The organism is Pseudomonas sp. NY15435 (assembly GCF_048068295.1).
GTDB lineage: Bacteria > Pseudomonadota > Gammaproteobacteria > Pseudomonadales > Pseudomonadaceae > Pseudomonas.
Genome location: NZ_JBLUQA010000003.1, coordinates 32,447 through 48,168, shown reverse-complemented (window position 1 = coordinate 48,168; position 15,722 = coordinate 32,447). Strand labels below are relative to the sequence as shown.

Genomic DNA, 15,722 nt, shown 5'->3' with positions numbered 1-15,722 from the left:
ACAAAAAACAAAAGCCCGGCGAGTGCCGGGCTTTTTTCATTATTGCGCGGGCTGTGCCGGCGGCGGGGCGTCGAAGCCGCCGTCTGCCGGAGCGGCCGGCGCCGGCTGCTGTGGCGCGTCCGGGCCGGTCGGCGCCTCGTCTTCCACGCCGGGTGGTGGGGCGGAGGCGGGCTTGGCGTTGAGCGGGGTCACCTTGATCAGCATGCCCAGGCTCGGATGGTCGAGGTAGGTCAGCACGCTGTTCTTCAGGCTGGCTTCCTGGACCATGTGCTGGCTGGCGGCGAGCAGACCGTCCTGGCCGAACTGGTTGATCCAGAAGTCGGTCTGGGTGTTCACGAAGCGCTGCTGGCTGAGGGTGACGGTGCCTTCCACCGGGAAGTGGCCGTCATGCTTCTCGCCTTCGCTCAGGGAAATCTTCACCGGGTTGGCATCGATCTCCTGGCGCCAGGCCTTGTGCATCAGGACCTGGAAGCCTTCGTTCTGCTTGAGTTTGGCCACCTGGGCGTCCATCGCGGTGGGGCGCGAGCTGTCCGGGCCCGGCGGTTGTGCTCCCTTGGCCCAGTCGTCGGGCGCCGGGCGGCTGGCGAACACGGCGTCGCCGGACTGCTGGAAGAGGATCAGCTCCACCTGGTAAGGCTCGGCGAAGGCGGCTGGCGACAGCAGTGCCAGCGACAGCAGCAAGGGTTGGAACAGGCGCATGCACAGGGTCCTTAGTGAGTCTGTGGCGTGAGGCGCTCAAGCAGCGCCTCCAGCGTGTTGAACCGTTCTTCCGGGCGCTCCATGGGCACCTGGAACTTGAAGAGGGTGGCCCCTTCGAATTTGTACCGATTGGGCTGGCTCTGGATCATCTTGATCAGTACCAGTGGGTCGACGCAGGTATCGGCGGCGAATTCTACCCGGCCTCCCTGCGGGCCGGCATCTACCTTCACGATCCCGAGTTTTTCCGCCTGCAGTTTGAGAAGCGTCAGGCGGATCAGATTTTTCGCCGGGTCCGGCAGCAGGCCGAAGCGGTCGATCATTTCCACCTGCAGTTCGCGCAGGCCGTCTTCGTCGGCGGCGTTGGCGATGCGCTTGTAGAGGATCAGGCGGGCGTGCACGTCCGGCAGGTAATCCTCGGGGATCAGCGCCGGCACGCGCAGGTTGATGTCCGGGCCGCCGCCCAGCGGTTGCTCCAGGTTCGGTTGCTCGCCCTTGCGGATGGCCTTCACCGCGCGTTCGAGCATTTCCATGTAGAGGGTAAAGCCCACCGCCTGGATCTGCCCGCTCTGGCCGTCACCGAGCAGCTCGCCGGCGCCGCGGATTTCCAGGTCGTGGGTGGCCAGCACGAAGCCGGCACCGAGGTCCTGGGCGTTGGCGATGGCTTCCAGGCGCTTCTCGGCGTCCGGCGTCATCTGCTTGCGCGGCGGCGTGAGCAGGTAGGCGTAGGCCTGGTGGTGGCTGCGGCCGACGCGTCCGCGCAGCTGGTGCAGCTGGGCCAGGCCGAACTTGTCGGCGCGCTCGATGAGGATGGTGTTGGCGCTGGGCACGTCGATGCCGGTCTCGATGATGGTCGAGGCTACCAGCACGTTGAAGCGCTTGTGGTAGAAGTCGCTCATCACCCGTTCCAGATCGCGCTCGTTCATCTGCCCGTGGCCGATGCCGATGCGCGCTTCCGGGACCAGTTCGGCCAGGTCGCGGGCGCACTTCTCGATGGTCTTCACTTCGTTATGCAGGAAGTAAACCTGGCCGCCGCGCAGCAGTTCGCGCAGCAGGGCTTCCTTGATCACCGATTTCTGCTCTTCCATGACGAAGGTGCGCACGGAGAGACGTCGCGCTGGCGGCGTGGCGATGATCGACAGGTCGCGCATACCGGCCACTGCCATGTTGAGCGTGCGTGGAATCGGCGTGGCGGTGAGGGTGAGGATGTCCACCTCACTGCGCAGGGCCTTGAGCTGCTCCTTCTGGCGCACGCCGAAGCGGTGCTCTTCGTCGATGATTACCAGGCCAAGGTTCTTGAACTTGACGTCGTCCTGCAGCAGCTTGTGGGTGCCGATGACGATGTCCACCTTGCCCTCGGCGAGCTGCCCCACGGCGCCTTCGACTTCCTTGGCGGACTTGAAGCGGCTCATCACCTCGACCGTCACCGGCCAATCGGCGAAGCGGTCGCGGAAGCTGTTGTAGTGCTGCTGGGCGAGTAGGGTGGTCGGTACCAGTACGGCGACCTGCTTGCCGCTGTGCACCGCGACGAAGGCCGCGCGCATGGCCACTTCGGTCTTGCCGAAGCCCACGTCGCCGCAGACCAGGCGGTCCATCGGCTTTTCCGAGAGCATGTCGGCGACCACCGCTTCGATGGCGGTCTGCTGGTCGGGGGTTTCCTCGAAGGGGAAGCCGGCGGAGAAGGTGGCGTAGTCGACCTGCGGGTCCTTGAACGCGTAACCCTTGCGCGCGGCGCGGCGGGCGTAGATGTCGAGCAGCTCGGCAGCGACGTCGCGGACCTGTTCGGCGGCCTTGCGCTTGGCCTTCTGCCAGGTTTCCGAGCCCAGCTTGTGCAGCGGTGCCAGGGCATCGTCGCTGCCGGTGTAGCGCGCGATCAGGTGAAGGTTGGCCACCGGCACGTAGAGTTTGGCTTCGTCGGCGTATTCCAGGGCGAGGAATTCTGCATTCTGGCCGTCGATTTCCAGGGTGATCAGGCCCATGTAGCGGCCGACACCGTGGTCGATGTGCACCACCGGTGCGCCTTCGCGCAACTCGGTGAGGTTCTTGATGACGTTTTCGCCACCGTCGCGGGTCTTCTCGCGGCGCCGGCGCTGCATGACGCGCTGGCCGAACAGCGGGCTTTCCGCTACCAGGGCGATGCCCGGCTGGCCCTTGTCGGCGTCCAGCAGCAGGCCTTCGTCCATCGGTGCGATGGTGATCGCCAGGCGGTCCTTGTGCGCCAGGAAGCCCGGCCAGCCCTCGACCTCGACCGGGCGCAGCTTAAGCCGCGCCAGCAGCTCCAGCAGCACCTCGCGGCGACCGGCGGATTCGGCGGTGAAGAGAATGCGCCCGTCGAACTGCTCGATGAACTGGCGCAGGCGCGCCAGCGGCTCGCTGGCCTTGGCCTCGATGGCCAGCTCGGGCAGCGCTTCGGCGGGGAAGCGCTCGCGGCCGACGCCGGTCTCGATCGGCTCGGGGCTGACCACCACGCGCGGCCAGTTCTTCAGGCGGGCGAAGCAGTCCTCCACCGGCAGGAACACTTCACCTGGCGGCAATAGCGGGCGTTCCGGATCGTAGCGACGGTCTTCGTAACGGTTGCGCACGTCGGTCCAGAACTGCTCGGCGGCGCTCTCGATACCTGGCAGGGAGAACACCTGGGTGTCCTGCGGCAGGTAGTCGAACAGCGTCGAAGTCTCGCCATCTTCGAAGAACAGCGGGATGTAGTACTCGATGCCGGCGGGTGTCAGGCCGCTGGCCAGGTCCTGGTAGATCGGGCAACGGCGGTAGTCGACGTCGAAGCGCTCGCGGAAGCGGCCGCGGAAGCCGGTCACCGCTTCCTTGCGCAACGGGAACTCACGCGCCGGCAGCAGGCGAATGCTGTCGACCTTGTCGATGGAGCGCTGGGTTTCCGGATCGAAGGTGCGAAGTGTCTCGATTTCGTCGTCGAACAGGTCGATCCGGTAGGGTAATTCGCTGCCCATCGGAAACAGGTCGATCAGTGCACCGCGCACGGCAAATTCGCCGTGTTCGTAGACGGTGTCCACGCAGCGGTAGCCGGCAGCCTCGAAGCGGCTGCGCATCTGCTCGACGTCGAGCTTCTGGCCGACATCCAGCACCAGGCTGCTGCCGAGCAGGAACTTGGCCGGCGCCAGGCGGTGCAGGGCTGTGGTGATGGGCACTACCAGCACGCCACGGCGCAGTTCGGGCAATTGATAAAGGGTAGCGACGCGCTGGGAGATGATGTCCTGGTGCGGCGAGAAGACGTCGTAGGGCAGGGTTTCCCAGTCCGGCAGCTGCAGCACGGGCAGGTCCGGCGCGAAGAAGCGCAGCTCCTGCTCCAGGCGCTCGGCGCTCTGGCTGTCGGCGGTCAGCAACAGGGTGAAACGCTTTGCCGGCCCAGCGGCCTCGGCGATGGCCAGGCTGAGGGCGGCCCCGGGGAGGTTGCCCCAGGATTGTTTGCCGGCTGCGGTCGGCAATGAAGGTATGCGCAATACGGACACGGGCGTTCGTGGCTCCGGTCGAGGAATTTGACCGGTCGGATTGTAACTATCCCGATTGACGGATGTCAGTCATACGACCGCTGCGGATTGCCGGCGATTGTTCGCGCCGTCATAATGTAGCCCCTTTTTTCTTCTCCTACATGTGGAAGGTATTGCCCGTGACCCAGAAGCCCGACCAGTGTCTCGGTGAGTGGATCGATCGTGAAGCCCTCGCGGAAGCCATGATTCCGCTGATCGGTCAGCTGTACCGTAACAACAACGTGGTGACCTCGATCTACGGCCGTGGCCTGATCAACCGTTCGGTGATCGCGATCCTCAAAGCGCACCGTTTCGCCCGTCACCGCCTGGCCGAAGAAGGCGGGCTGTCGGTTCACGACACTTTCCCGATCCTCAAGGCGATGAGCGAGCTCAAGCTGGGCGCCGCCTCGGTGGACCTGGGCAAGATGGTTGCCAAGTTCAAGACCGAAGGTAACGGTCGCAGCATCGAGCAGTTCACCAAGGACGAGCTGGCCGACGTAGTCGGCAAGCAGAACGGCGGCGCCCGCGAAGGCACCGACGTGGTCCTGTACGGTTTCGGTCGTATCGGCCGCCTGCTGGCCCGCATCCTCATCGAGAAGACCGGTGGTGGCGACGGCCTGCGCCTGCGCGCCATCGTCGTCCGCAAGGGCGCCGAGAACGACCTGGTCAAGCGCGCCAGCCTGCTGCGTCGTGACTCCGTGCATGGTCCGTTCGATGGCACCATCACCATCGACGAAGAACACAACACCATCACCGCCAACGGCAACCTAATCCAGGTGATCTACTCCAACGACCCGGCGTCGATCGACTACACCCAGTACGGCATCAAGAAGGCCCTGCTGGTCGACAACACCGGCAAGTGGCGTGATGCCGAAGGCCTGGGCCAGCACCTGAAGTGCCCGGGTATCGACCGCGTGATCCTGACCGCTCCGGGCAAGGGCGCGCTGAAGAACGTCGTACATGGCATCAACCATGGCGACATCACCGCTGACGACAAGATCGTCTCGGCCGCTTCCTGCACCACCAACGCCATCGTGCCGGTGCTGAAGGCTGTCAACGACCAGTACGGCATCGTCAACGGCCACGTCGAAACCGTTCACTCGTTCACCAACGACCAGAACCTGATCGACAACTTCCACAAGGGCAGCCGTCGTGGCCGCGCCGCGCCGCTGAACATGGTGATCACCGAGACTGGCGCCGCTACTGCTGCCGCCAAGGCTCTGCCGGTTCTCAAGGGCAAGCTGACCGGCAACGCGATCCGCGTTCCGACGCCGAACGTTTCCATGGCCATCCTGAACCTGAACCTGGAAAAGGCCACCAACCGCGAAGAGATCAACGAGTACCTGCGCCAGATGGCCATGCACTCGGACCTGCAGAAGCAGATCGACTTCGTGTCGTCCCAGGAAGTGGTTTCCACCGACTTCGTCGGTTCCCGCCATGCGGGCGTCGTCGATGCGGAAGCGACCATCGCCAACGACAACCGCGTCGTCCTCTACGTGTGGTACGACAACGAGTTCGGCTACAGCTGCCAGGTCGTCCGCGTGATGGAAGACATGGCTGGCGTGAATCCGCCGGCTTTCCCGCGCTGATCCAGGCGGTCTAGATAAACGGGAGCTCTCGGGCTCCCGTTTTTCGTTACTGGCTCCACCATAATCATCAATAAAATCTGCCAATTCCTGAACCTGGAAAGACTTCAAATGGATGGACAACATCTGCATGAAGGTGAGCTGAAGCGTGGTCTGAAGAACCGCCACATCCAGCTGATCGCCCTCGGCGGCGCCATCGGTACCGGCCTGTTCCTGGGCTCTGCCGGCGTCCTGCAATCCGCCGGCCCGTCGATGATCCTCGGCTACGCCATCGGCGGCTTCATCGCCTTCCTGATCATGCGCCAGCTGGGCGAGATGATCGTCGAGGAGCCTGTTGCCGGTTCCTTCAGCCACTTCGCGCACAAGTACTGGGGTGGTTTTGCCGGCTTCATGTCCGGCTGGAACTACTGGGTGCTGTACATCCTGGTGGGCATGTCGGAGCTGACCGCAGTCGGCAAGTACATCCAGTTCTGGTGGCCGGACTTCCCGACCTGGGCGACGGCAGCGGTGTTCTTCGTCCTGATCAACGCCATCAACCTGTTCAACGTGAAGGCCTTTGGCGAGACCGAATTCTGGTTCGCGATCATCAAGGTCGTCGCCATCATCGGCATGATCCTGCTCGGTGTCTGGCTGCTGGTCAGCGGCACCGGCGGCCCGCAGGCATCGGTGAGCAACCTGTGGGCCCACGGCGGCTTCTTCCCCAATGGGTGGAAGGGGCTGATCATGGTCCTGGCGATCATCATGTTCTCTTTCGGTGGCCTGGAACTGGTCGGTATCACTGCCGCCGAAGCTTCCGAGCCGAAGAAGGTGATCCCCAAGGCGATCAACCAGGTCATCTACCGGATCCTGATCTTCTATATCGGTGCCCTGGCCGTACTGCTCTCGCTGTACCCCTGGGATGCCCTGCTGCAGAGCATCAACAGCGCTGGCGACCCCTACAGCGGCAGCCCGTTCGTGAAGGTCTTCTCGCTGCTGGGTAGCGAGTACGCAGCCAATATCCTGAACTTCGTGGTGCTCACCGCCGCGCTGTCGGTCTACAACAGCTGCGTGTACTGCAACAGCCGCATGCTCTATGGCCTCGCCGAGCAGGGCGACGCCCCGCGCGCCTTTGCCAAGGTGGATGACCGTGGTGTACCGCTGCTGGCCATCGGTGTGTCGGCCTTCATTACCCTGGCCTGCGTGGTGGTCAACTACGTGATCCCGCACCAGGCGCTGGAGCTGCTGATGTCCCTGGTGGTCGCCGCGCTGGTGATCAACTGGGCGATGATCAGCCTGGCCCACATGAAGTTCCGCAAGGCCATGGTGGCCAAGGGCGTGCAACCGTTCTTCCGCGCGCTGTGGTACCCCTACGGCAACTGGCTGTGCCTGGCCTTCGTGGTGTTCATCCTCGGTATCATGCTGCAGATCCCGGGCATCGACGTGTCGGTATACGCGATCCCGGTGTGGGTTGTGCTGATGGGTGTGTGCTACCTGTTCAAGCGCAAGACCCCGGCCAAGGCCAACGCCTGAGCCGATTGAGAAACGGGAGCTTCGGCTCCCGTTTTCTTTTGGTAATGCACCTTTGCCAGAGCGGAAACAGTGGCACCGGGTGCTTGCGGTAGAATGCCCGGCGCCGCGCACCCGGCGGCTGATGGAGAGATTCGTGTCCCGTGCAGGCCTGTTGATCGTGCTGGTTCTGGCAGCCCTGAGCGGCTGCGGGCAATCCGTCGAGCGCTTCGGCGGGCCGACCATGGGCAGCAGCTACACGGTGCAGTTCGTGCCGTCCGGCAAGTCGCCGGACGCAGCGAAGCTCAAGGCCGAAGTCGACACGATCCTGGCGAGCCTGGACGAGCAGTTCTCCACTTACCGCGATGATTCCGTGGTTTCCCGCTTCAACGCCCTGCCGGCTGACGGCTGCATGGCGTTGCCGGCGGACATGCTCGAGCTCTGGCGCTATGGCGAGCAGTTGTCGCAGCAGAGCGACGGTGCCTTCGACCTCACCGTCGAGCCGCTGATGAACCTCTGGGGCTTCGGTCCGCAGTCGCGCACTGAAAAGGTCCCGGACGCTGCCGCGCTGGTGCGCGAACGCGCCCGAGTCGGCCATCAGCATCTGCATCTGGACGGCGATCAGCTGTGCAAGGACGTCGACGCGCAGCTGGACTTCGACAGCATCGTCGCCGGTTACGCGGTGGATCAGGTCAGCACGCGCCTGGCCGAATTGGGCCTGACGGACTACCTGGTGGAGATCACCGGGGAGCTTAAGGCAGTGGGCCGCAAGCCCGATGGCACACCCTGGCGCATCGCTCTGGAGGTGCCCAGCGGCGAGCGCGAGCGGCAGATAGAGCGCTCGGTGGCGCTGGACGGAATCGGCTTGTCCACCTCCGGCGACTACCGCAACTATTTCGAGGAGGGTGGGCAGCGCTATTCGCACACCTTCGATCCGCGCACGGGCGCGCCAGTGCGGCATGAGCTGGCGGCTGTCACCGTGGCGGAGGCGCAGGCCTTGCGTGCTGACGGCCTGTCGACCGTGCTGATGGTGCTGGGACCGGAGGAGGGCTATACCTTTGCCGAGCGCAATGGGCTGGCGGCATTCTTCATCGTGCGCCAGGGCGGTGGCTTCGTGACCCGCGCGACGACGCGCTTCGAGGCGCTGTTCCCGTCGCCTGAATGAAAGCTTCGGCGGGCATTATGGCGGCCCGCAGGTTGGTCAATGCATGTAGTGGCGGCAAAATTCGCCTACCTGCCGACCAACCGCTAATGTGCAGCCTTTTGCCGCAGGGCTAAGCTGCGCCAATGATTTCGATCCGCCTCGGCGCATGTGGTGCCGGGGCTTCGCCGGGAGCGCCACGCGGGCGCCCCGGCCTGTTCTGAAGGAGTACGCATGGCTGTCTACAACTACGACGTGGTGATTCTCGGCACGGGCCCGGCAGGCGAGGGGGCGGCGATGAACGCCTCCAAGTACGGGCGCAAGCTGGCGGTGGTGGACAGCCGTCGCGTGGTCGGCGGCAACTGCACGCACCTGGGCACCATCCCGTCCAAGGCACTGCGTCACTCGGTGAAGCAGATCATCGAGTTCAACACCAACCCGATGTTCCGCCAGATCGGCGAGCCGCGCTGGTTCTCCTTCCCGGACGTGCTGAAAAGCGCCGAGCGGGTGATCTCCAAGCAGGTCTCCTCGCGCACCGGCTACTACGCGCGCAATCGCATCGACATGTTCAACGGCACCGCCAGCTTCGTCGATGAGCGCACCGTCGAAGTCGTCACCCCCAGCGGCGCGGTAGAGCGCCTGGTGGCCGACCAGTTCGTCATCGCCACCGGCTCGCGTCCGTATCGCCCCTCGGACATCAACTTCAACCACCCGCGCGTCTACGACAGCGACACCATCCTGTCCCTGAGCCACACCCCGCGCCGCCTGATCATCTACGGAGCCGGCGTGATCGGCTGCGAGTACGCCTCGATCTTCAGTGGCCTGGGCGTGCTGGTAGACCTGATCGACACCCGCGACCAATTGCTGAGCTTCCTCGACGACGAAATCTCCGACGCGCTGAGCTACCACCTGCGCAACAACAACGTGCTGATCCGTCACAACGAGGATTACGAGCGCGTCGAGGGCCTGGACAACGGGGTGATCCTGCACCTGAAGTCGGGCAAGAAGATCAAGGCAGACGCCCTGCTGTGGTGCAACGGCCGTACCGGCAACACCGACCGCCTGGGCCTGGAGAACATCGGCATCAAGGTCAACAGCCGTGGTCAGATCGAGACGGATGAGAACTACCGCACCTCGGTCTCGAACATCTACGCCGCGGGCGACGTGATCGGCTGGCCAAGCCTGGCCAGCGCTGCCTACGACCAGGGCCGTTCGGCCGCCGGCAACATCGTCGAGCACGATGGCTGGCGCTTCGTGAATGACGTGCCGACCGGCATCTACACCATCCCGGAGATCAGCTCGATCGGCAAGAACGAGCAGGAGCTGACCGTAGCGAAGATCCCCTACGAAGTGGGCAAGGCCTTCTTCAAGGGCATGGCTCGTGCGCAGATCTCCAACGAGCCGGTGGGCATGCTGAAGATCCTGTTCCACCGCGACACCCTGGAAATCCTCGGTGTGCACTGCTTCGGCGACCAGGCCTCGGAGATCGTCCACATCGGCCAGGCGATCATGAACCAGCCGGGCGAGTTGAACACCCTGAAGTACTTCGTCAACACCACCTTCAACTATCCGACCATGGCCGAAGCCTACCGCGTAGCGGCGTTCGACGGCCTGAACCGGATTTTTTGAAATACCCCGACCGGCGGCCTGAGCCGGTCGGGGGGAACCTGCTCAGCGATTCCCGATCGTGGCAGTGGCCAAACCGGGAAAGTCTGTGATCAGGCTATCCACGCCAAAATCGGCGAGCCGGCGCATCAGCGCCGGCTCGTTGACCGTCCACACCGACACATGCAGCCCCTGTTTCTGCGCTTTCAGCAGGCGCTCCGGGGTGCACAGCATCCAGTTCAGCGCCAGCAGATCACAGCCGTAGTGCGCGGCGACCTTCAGCGGGTCGAGCCAGGCGTATTCGGCCACCAGCCCGCGAGACAGGTCCGGCGCCAGTTCTTCCAGTGCGCGCAGCACAGTGCGTGAGCTCGAGGTCACGGTGATCCGGTCGCGCAGGCCGAAACGGCCTACCAACTGGTGGATCGCCTGCACCGTGCGGCTGGCACGATCCTTCGATGCGCTTTTCACTTCCAGCTGCCAGTGCTCGAACTCGCAGCGCTCGAACAACTCCGCCAGGCGCGGGATAGGGCAGGGGCGCACCCAGCCCGGGCCGCCGTCACGGGCGTCCATGGTGACCAGGTCGTCCGCCAGTTGCTCGGAGACCTTGCCGCGCCGCCCGGTAGTGCGCTTGAGCGTCGGGTCGTGGATGACCATCAGCTCGCCGTCGCGGGACAGGTGCAGGTCCAGTTCGCAACGCTTCACGCCATGTTCCAGGCAGCGCAGGAAGCTGTTCAGGGTGTTTTCCGGTGCTTCGCCTTTGGCGCCGCGATGGCCATAGATCAGAGTCACTGAGGCTCCTTGGGAGTCTGGGGTGAAAGGTCCTTGAGATATTGCGAGCGGTGCTGGCGGACGGCATCGACCACCACCCCGCTCTCGAAATAGACGCTGAATTCGCGGTAGTCCCAGCGCGAGATGGGCGGCTTGCCCACCGCCGGGTGTTCCTCGTCCGGCAGGCCGAAGCGCTCCAGCACGGCCTTCTGGCTCTCGCCACGGGCCGGCAGCACGATGTGTGGGTCGCCCTGGCTGCCCACGGGTATCTCGATGGTATCCGCCAGCAGTGGCAGCGGGGTGACAAGGCTCAACAGGAGCAGCAGATGGCGCATGGATTTTCCTGGGTTCATTCTTCGCGGGCCTTGGCCTGCCGGCGTTCCAATGCCTGGCGCTGGAGGATGTGGCGGGCCAGCAGTTGCCGCTGGGTATCGCCCAGGATGTCGAATTCGGTACCGATCTCGTAGTCGCCTTCGCTCTGTTGCTGGCAATGGGTGACCTTGGCGCGCAGCAGCAGGCCCAGGCCGTGGGGCAGCAGGACGATCTTCAGCGCCAGTGGTTGGCCTAAGGGAAGCGCGCGAGCATCGCGGAAGTTGATGCCGCCCTCGGACAGGGTGACCTTGCGCGCCGGGCCGATCTCGCTGAGCAGGCTCTGGGTCAGGGCCTGGGCGATCAGGTCGATGCGCTTGTTCATCACCTTCAGGTAGCTGGCCAGTGGGCGGTCGCGCTCGTGGATATGGCGCAGCAGGTGCTGCGACTCGAAGTCGGTCAGGTGCAGGTCGCTGAGCAGATTGAACAGCGCCGAATCATCCTGAAGCACTTCTTGCGACTGGATTTCGTCCTCGCGCAGCGGGCGAAATTCCAATGCGAGCGTGTCTTCAATACGATAGTATTCGCGGCGGTCATCCGCGTCTGGAGTGGACATGGCGAACCCACGGCGGCAGTGATGGTCTGAGTGTAAAGCCGCCTGCCGAGCCTCGCCACACGGAAGTCGCACGCCAGATGGAACTGACGCTCGACGCACTCTTCATCTTCTCAATCGGCCCCACATGTTCAGACCTCTTTCCGTCTACATCGGAACGCGCTACACACGCGCCAAACGTCGCAGCCATTTCGTTTCCTTCATTTCGCTCACTTCCATGATCGGCCTCGCGCTGGGCGTGGTGGTGATGATCGTGGTGCTCTCGGTCATGAACGGCTTCGACCACGAGATGAGGACCCGCGTGCTGGGCATGGTGCCCCACGCTACGGTCGAGTCGTACCAGCCCATCTCCGACTGGCAGGGCATCGCCGGGCAGATCAAGACCCAGCATCCGAACGTGCTGGAGGTTGCGCCCTTCATCCAGATGCAGGGCCTGCTCAGCGCCGGTGGCACGGTGCAGAAGGTGCTGATCAACGCCGTGGACCCGAACGAGGAGAGCAAGGTCTCGATCATCGACCAGTTCTTCCAGGAAGGTTCGCTCTCGAGCCTCAAGCCCGGCGAGTTTGGCATCATCATCGGTGACAAGGCGGCGAAGAACCTCGGCGTGAAGCTGGGCGACAAGGTCACCTTCATCGCCCCGGAAGTCTCGGTAACCCCGGCCGGCATGTTCCCGCGCATGAAGCGCTTCACCGTGGTCGGCACGTTCCACGTCGGCGCCGGCGAATTGGACGGTTACGTCGCCATGGTCCACATCGACGACGCCGCGCGCATGCGCCGCCTCAAGGAAGGTCAGGTCGAAGGCCTGCGCCTGAAGCTCGACGACCTGTTCCAGGCGCCTCGCACCGCCTGGGAAATCGCTCGCACCCTGAAGGGCAATGACTACTTCGCCCGCGACTGGACCCGCAGCCACGGCAACCTGTACCAGGCCATCCGCATGGAGAAGTCGATGATCGGCCTCTTGTTATTGCTGATCGTCGCGGTCGCCGCGTTCAACATCATTTCCACCCTGGTCATGGTCGTCACCGACAAGAAGGCCGACATCGCCATCCTGCGTACCCTGGGCGCCACGCCGGGGCAGATCATGGCGACCTTCATGGTCCAGGGCACGGTGATCGGTGTGATCGGCACCTTCATCGGCGGCGTGCTGGGCGTCCTCGCGGCGCTCAACGTCAGCTCCGCCATCGCCCTGCTGGAGCGCCTGCTAGGCCACAAGTTCCTCAACGCGGACGTCTACTTCATCGATTACCTGCCCTCGCAACTGATGAGCGAGGACGTGATCCTGGTGTGCAGCGCCGCGCTGATCCTGAGTTTCTTCGCCACCCTGTATCCGGCCTGGCGTGCGGCCCGCACCCAGCCCGCGGAGGCCCTGCGTTATGAGTAAGCCGACCCCCAACGACCAGGCCGTCCTGAGCTGCCGCGATCTGGGCAAGCGCTACGAGGAAGGCCCGCAGTCGGTCGAGGTGCTCTCTGGTGTGCAGTTGGAGCTGCTGCCCGGTGAGCGCGTCGCCATCGTCGGCAGCTCCGGCTCGGGCAAGAGTACCCTGCTGAACATGCTTGGCGGCCTCGACACACCCAGCACCGGCAGCGTCTGGCTGGCCGGCGAGCAGCTGTCGGCGCTGAACGAGAAGCAGCGCGGCCTGCTGCGCAACCGCGCGCTGGGCTTCGTTTACCAGTTCCACCACCTTCTGCCGGAGTTCACCGCCCTGGAGAACGTCTGCATGCCGTTGCTGATCGGCAAGACGCCGATCCCTGAGGCGCGCCAGCGTGCCACCGCGCTGCTGGAGCGTGTGGGCCTGGGCCATCGCCTGAGCCACAAGCCGTCCGAGCTGTCTGGTGGTGAGCGCCAGCGCGTGGCCATTGCCCGCGCCCTGGTGAATACGCCGAAACTGGTGCTGCTCGACGAACCCACCGGCAACCTCGACCAGCACACCGCCCACGGTATCCAGGAGCTGATGCTGGAGCTGTCGCAATCCCTGCGCACCGCCTTCCTGGTAGTGACCCACGACACTCACCTCGCCCAGCAGATGGACCGTGTGCTGCGCCTGGAGGAGGGCCGGCTGGTCGCCGCCTGAGGGATAACGGAATGTTCAGACCCCTGTCCGTCTTCATCGGCACCCGCTACACCCGTGCCAAGCGACGCAACCACTACATCTCGTTCATCTCCCTGACCTCGATGATCGGCCTCGCCCTGGGCGTGCTGGCCATGATCGTGGTGCTGTCGGTGATGAACGGCTTCCAGAAGGAAATGCGCTCGCGCATCCTCGGTATGGTGCCGCATGCCGTGCTGCAGCAGACCAGCGGCCCGCTGGACGACTGGCAGCGCGTGGCCGAGGTAGCGAAGCAGAACCCGAAGATCGTCGGCGCGGTGCCCTACACCGAAGTCGACGGCATGCTCTCCTACAAGGGCATGATGCAGCCCATCGAGGTGGATGGCGTCGATCCGGCGCTGGAAACCCAGGTATCGATCATCGGCCAGCACATGGTCCGCGGCAGCCTCGATGACCTCAAGGCCACCGAGTTCGGTGTGGTTGTCGGTGAGATCACGGCGCGACGCTTCCATGTCAACGTCGGCGACAGCCTGCTGTTGATCGTTCCTGAGCCGAGCACCGCGCCCGGCGGCATCACTCCGCGTATGCAGCGCCTGAACGTGGTCGGCATCTTCAAGGTCGGCGCCGAGTTGGACAGCACCCTGGCGCTGATCCACGTGGACGACGCAGCCAGCCTGATGCGTTGGCAGCCCGGCCAGGTGCAGAGTGTGCGTATCGCCCTGAAGGACCTGTTCCAGGCGCCGGAAGTCGGCGCGGCCATCGCCAAACAGCTGGGAGACGGCTACCGCTCGGTCGACTGGACCCACACCCAGGGCAGCCTGTTCAGTGCGATGAAGATGGAAAAGACCATGATCGGCCTGCTGCTTCTGCTGATCGTCGCGGTCGCCGCCTTCAATATCATCGCCACGCTGATCATGGTCGTCGCCGACAAGCGTGCGGACATCGCCATCCTGCGCACCCTGGGCGCCACGCCGAAGCAGATCATGGCGATCTTCATGGTGCAGGGCACGGTGATCGGCCTGATCGGCACCGTCATCGGTTGCGTGCTGGGTGTGCTGGCGGCGTACAACGTCACCGCCATCGTCTCGACCCTGGAGCGCGTCGCTGGCACCCATGTGTTCAATTCGGACATCTACTTCATCAACTACCTGCCGTCCGACCCGCAGATCAGCGACATCGTGCTGATCTGTGTCGCGGCGCTGTCGATGAGCTTCCTCGCCACGCTGTACCCGGCCTGGCGCGCGGCCTCGACCCAGCCGGCAGAGTCACTGCGTTACGAGTAATTCACCAGCCCATGAAAAAGCCGCCCCGAAGGGCGGCTTTTTCATACCTGTAGGAGCGAGCTTGCTCGCGAATCGCCCCAACGCCGGCCCAGCCGGTCAGAATGTTCGCGAGCAAGCTCGCTCCTACAAAAAGCTCATAGGCCGTTTTGCAGATTGCGCAGCGCTCGGCGACGGCGCCAGCTGCGGCCGATCCACCAGCGCCAGTAACCTTCGGTGACCAGGTAGCCAAGGATGCCTACCAGAATGCCGCAGATCACCGAGCCCAGCAGGAATGGCTGCCAGAGCAGCGCCAGTTCGCCGCTGATCCATTCCCAGGTCAGATGGTCGGGCAGGGCGCGCGCCGGGATACCCATCACCCAGGCGCCCATCTTGTAGGTGCAGTAGAACACCGGCGGCATGGTGATCGGATTGGTCAGCCAGACCAGGCCCACCGAAATCGGCAGGTTGGCCCGCACCCAGACCGCCAGCGAGGCGGCCAGCAGCATCTGCAGCGGGATCGGGATGAAGGCGGCAAAGAGCCCCATGCCCATGGCGCGGGACACGGAACGGCGATTCAGGTGCCAGAGGTTGGGCGACTGGATCAGCGGTCCGAGAAAGCGCAGGCCCTTGTGGTTCCTGATGCTCTCCGGATCCGGCATGTAGCGCTTGAAGATTCGGCGCGGCATGGAGGAAATCTCTGGCAGACGGACGA

The 15,722-nt window shown here is 64.2% G+C and carries 12 protein-coding genes and 1 pseudogene; 7 read left to right on the top strand and 6 right to left on the bottom strand.

Annotation, left to right across the window (positions count from 1 at the left end):
- Positions 1–39 precede the first annotated feature (39 nt).
- Positions 40–699, bottom strand: a complete 660-nt coding sequence (locus ACNFH5_RS07425) for a CsiV family protein (RefSeq protein ID WP_416745006.1) — start codon at positions 697–699, stop codon at positions 40–42.
- An 11-nt stretch (positions 700–710) separates the two neighbouring features.
- On the bottom strand, positions 711–4,175 hold the full coding sequence (mfd, locus tag ACNFH5_RS07420) for a transcription-repair coupling factor (RefSeq protein ID WP_416745005.1): 3,465 nt from the start codon (positions 4,173–4,175) through the stop codon (positions 711–713).
- A gap of 140 nt (positions 4,176–4,315) precedes the next feature.
- On the opposite strand from mfd, the gene ACNFH5_RS07415 reads away from it, so the two are divergent.
- The 4 genes and pseudogenes from ACNFH5_RS07415 to sthA all read left to right on the top strand — a co-directional run bounded on the left by ACNFH5_RS07415 (position 4,316) and on the right by sthA (position 10,034).
- Positions 4,316–5,782 carry a glyceraldehyde-3-phosphate dehydrogenase gene (locus ACNFH5_RS07415; protein WP_416745004.1) on the top strand — a complete coding sequence of 489 codons (1,467 nt, stop codon included), beginning with the start codon at positions 4,316–4,318 and terminating at the stop codon, positions 5,780–5,782.
- Between the two features lie 108 nt (positions 5,783–5,890).
- Positions 5,891–7,258 (top strand): annotated as a pseudogene (locus ACNFH5_RS07410) (amino acid permease); the annotation flags it as partial.
- 148 nt (positions 7,259–7,406) lie between these two features.
- A complete protein-coding gene (locus ACNFH5_RS07405) occupies positions 7,407–8,429 on the top strand; it encodes an FAD:protein FMN transferase (RefSeq protein ID WP_416745626.1) in 1,023 nt (340 codons plus the stop codon).
- Positions 8,430–8,639: 210 nt separating this feature from the next.
- Positions 8,640–10,034, top strand: a complete 1,395-nt coding sequence (sthA, locus tag ACNFH5_RS07400) for a Si-specific NAD(P)(+) transhydrogenase (protein WP_017519271.1) — start codon at positions 8,640–8,642, stop codon at positions 10,032–10,034.
- A 42-nt stretch (positions 10,035–10,076) separates the two neighbouring features.
- Here sthA and ACNFH5_RS07395 read toward each other — a convergent pair whose 3' ends face one another.
- From ACNFH5_RS07395 to ACNFH5_RS07385, 3 genes are read right to left on the bottom strand one after another with little or no spacing between them, the layout of a single operon-like run.
- Positions 10,077–10,799: a glycerophosphodiester phosphodiesterase gene (locus ACNFH5_RS07395; RefSeq protein ID WP_416745003.1), complete on the bottom strand. Its 723-nt coding sequence runs from the start codon at positions 10,797–10,799 to the stop codon at positions 10,077–10,079.
- Complete coding sequence (locus ACNFH5_RS07390; protein ID WP_416745002.1) at positions 10,796–11,113, bottom strand: phosphodiesterase; 318 nt, start codon at positions 11,111–11,113, stop codon at positions 10,796–10,798. The genes ACNFH5_RS07395 and ACNFH5_RS07390 overlap by 4 nt, the downstream gene beginning before the upstream one ends.
- A gap of 14 nt (positions 11,114–11,127) precedes the next feature.
- Positions 11,128–11,703, bottom strand: coding sequence for a PilZ domain-containing protein (locus ACNFH5_RS07385; RefSeq protein WP_416745001.1), 576 nt, complete (start codon positions 11,701–11,703; stop codon positions 11,128–11,130).
- A gap of 124 nt (positions 11,704–11,827) precedes the next feature.
- Here ACNFH5_RS07385 and ACNFH5_RS07380 point away from each other — a divergent pair, with 124 nt between their 5' ends.
- From ACNFH5_RS07380 to ACNFH5_RS07370, 3 genes are read left to right on the top strand one after another with little or no spacing between them, the layout of a single operon-like run.
- Positions 11,828–13,081, top strand: a complete 1,254-nt coding sequence (locus tag ACNFH5_RS07380; protein WP_416745000.1) for a lipoprotein-releasing ABC transporter permease subunit — start codon at positions 11,828–11,830, stop codon at positions 13,079–13,081.
- Positions 13,074–13,772, top strand: coding sequence for a lipoprotein-releasing ABC transporter ATP-binding protein LolD (gene lolD, locus ACNFH5_RS07375; RefSeq protein WP_017519266.1), 699 nt, complete (start codon positions 13,074–13,076; stop codon positions 13,770–13,772). Before ACNFH5_RS07380 ends, lolD begins: the two co-directional genes overlap by 8 nt.
- Positions 13,773–13,783: 11 nt before the next feature.
- Entirely contained in the window at positions 13,784–15,031 is a 1,248-nt protein-coding gene (locus tag ACNFH5_RS07370) for a lipoprotein-releasing ABC transporter permease subunit (protein ID WP_416744999.1), read from the top strand.
- A gap of 134 nt (positions 15,032–15,165) precedes the next feature.
- Here ACNFH5_RS07370 and ACNFH5_RS07365 read toward each other — a convergent pair whose 3' ends face one another.
- Positions 15,166–15,696, bottom strand: coding sequence for a DUF2062 domain-containing protein (locus ACNFH5_RS07365; RefSeq protein ID WP_416744998.1), 531 nt, complete (start codon positions 15,694–15,696; stop codon positions 15,166–15,168).
- Positions 15,697–15,722: the final 26 nt, after the last annotated feature.

Excerpts from the sequence above, each read along its gene's own strand:
- ACNFH5_RS07370 (WP_416744999.1), top strand. The coding sequence starts at position 13,784 with ATGTTCAGACCCCTGTCCGTCTTCATCGGCACCCGCTACACCCGTGCC.
- ACNFH5_RS07425 (WP_416745006.1), bottom strand. The coding sequence starts at position 699 with ATGCGCCTGTTCCAACCCTTGCTGCTGTCGCTGGCACTGCTGTCGCCA.
- lolD (WP_017519266.1), top strand. The coding sequence starts at position 13,074 with ATGAGTAAGCCGACCCCCAACGACCAGGCCGTCCTGAGCTGCCGCGAT.
- ACNFH5_RS07365 (WP_416744998.1), bottom strand. The coding sequence starts at position 15,696 with ATGCCGCGCCGAATCTTCAAGCGCTACATGCCGGATCCGGAGAGCATC.
- ACNFH5_RS07390 (WP_416745002.1), bottom strand. The coding sequence starts at position 11,113 with ATGCGCCATCTGCTGCTCCTGTTGAGCCTTGTCACCCCGCTGCCACTG.
- ACNFH5_RS07415 (WP_416745004.1), top strand. The coding sequence starts at position 4,316 with ATGTGGAAGGTATTGCCCGTGACCCAGAAGCCCGACCAGTGTCTCGGT.
- sthA (WP_017519271.1), top strand. The coding sequence starts at position 8,640 with ATGGCTGTCTACAACTACGACGTGGTGATTCTCGGCACGGGCCCGGCA.
- ACNFH5_RS07385 (WP_416745001.1), bottom strand. The coding sequence starts at position 11,703 with ATGTCCACTCCAGACGCGGATGACCGCCGCGAATACTATCGTATTGAA.
- ACNFH5_RS07380 (WP_416745000.1), top strand. The coding sequence starts at position 11,828 with ATGTTCAGACCTCTTTCCGTCTACATCGGAACGCGCTACACACGCGCC.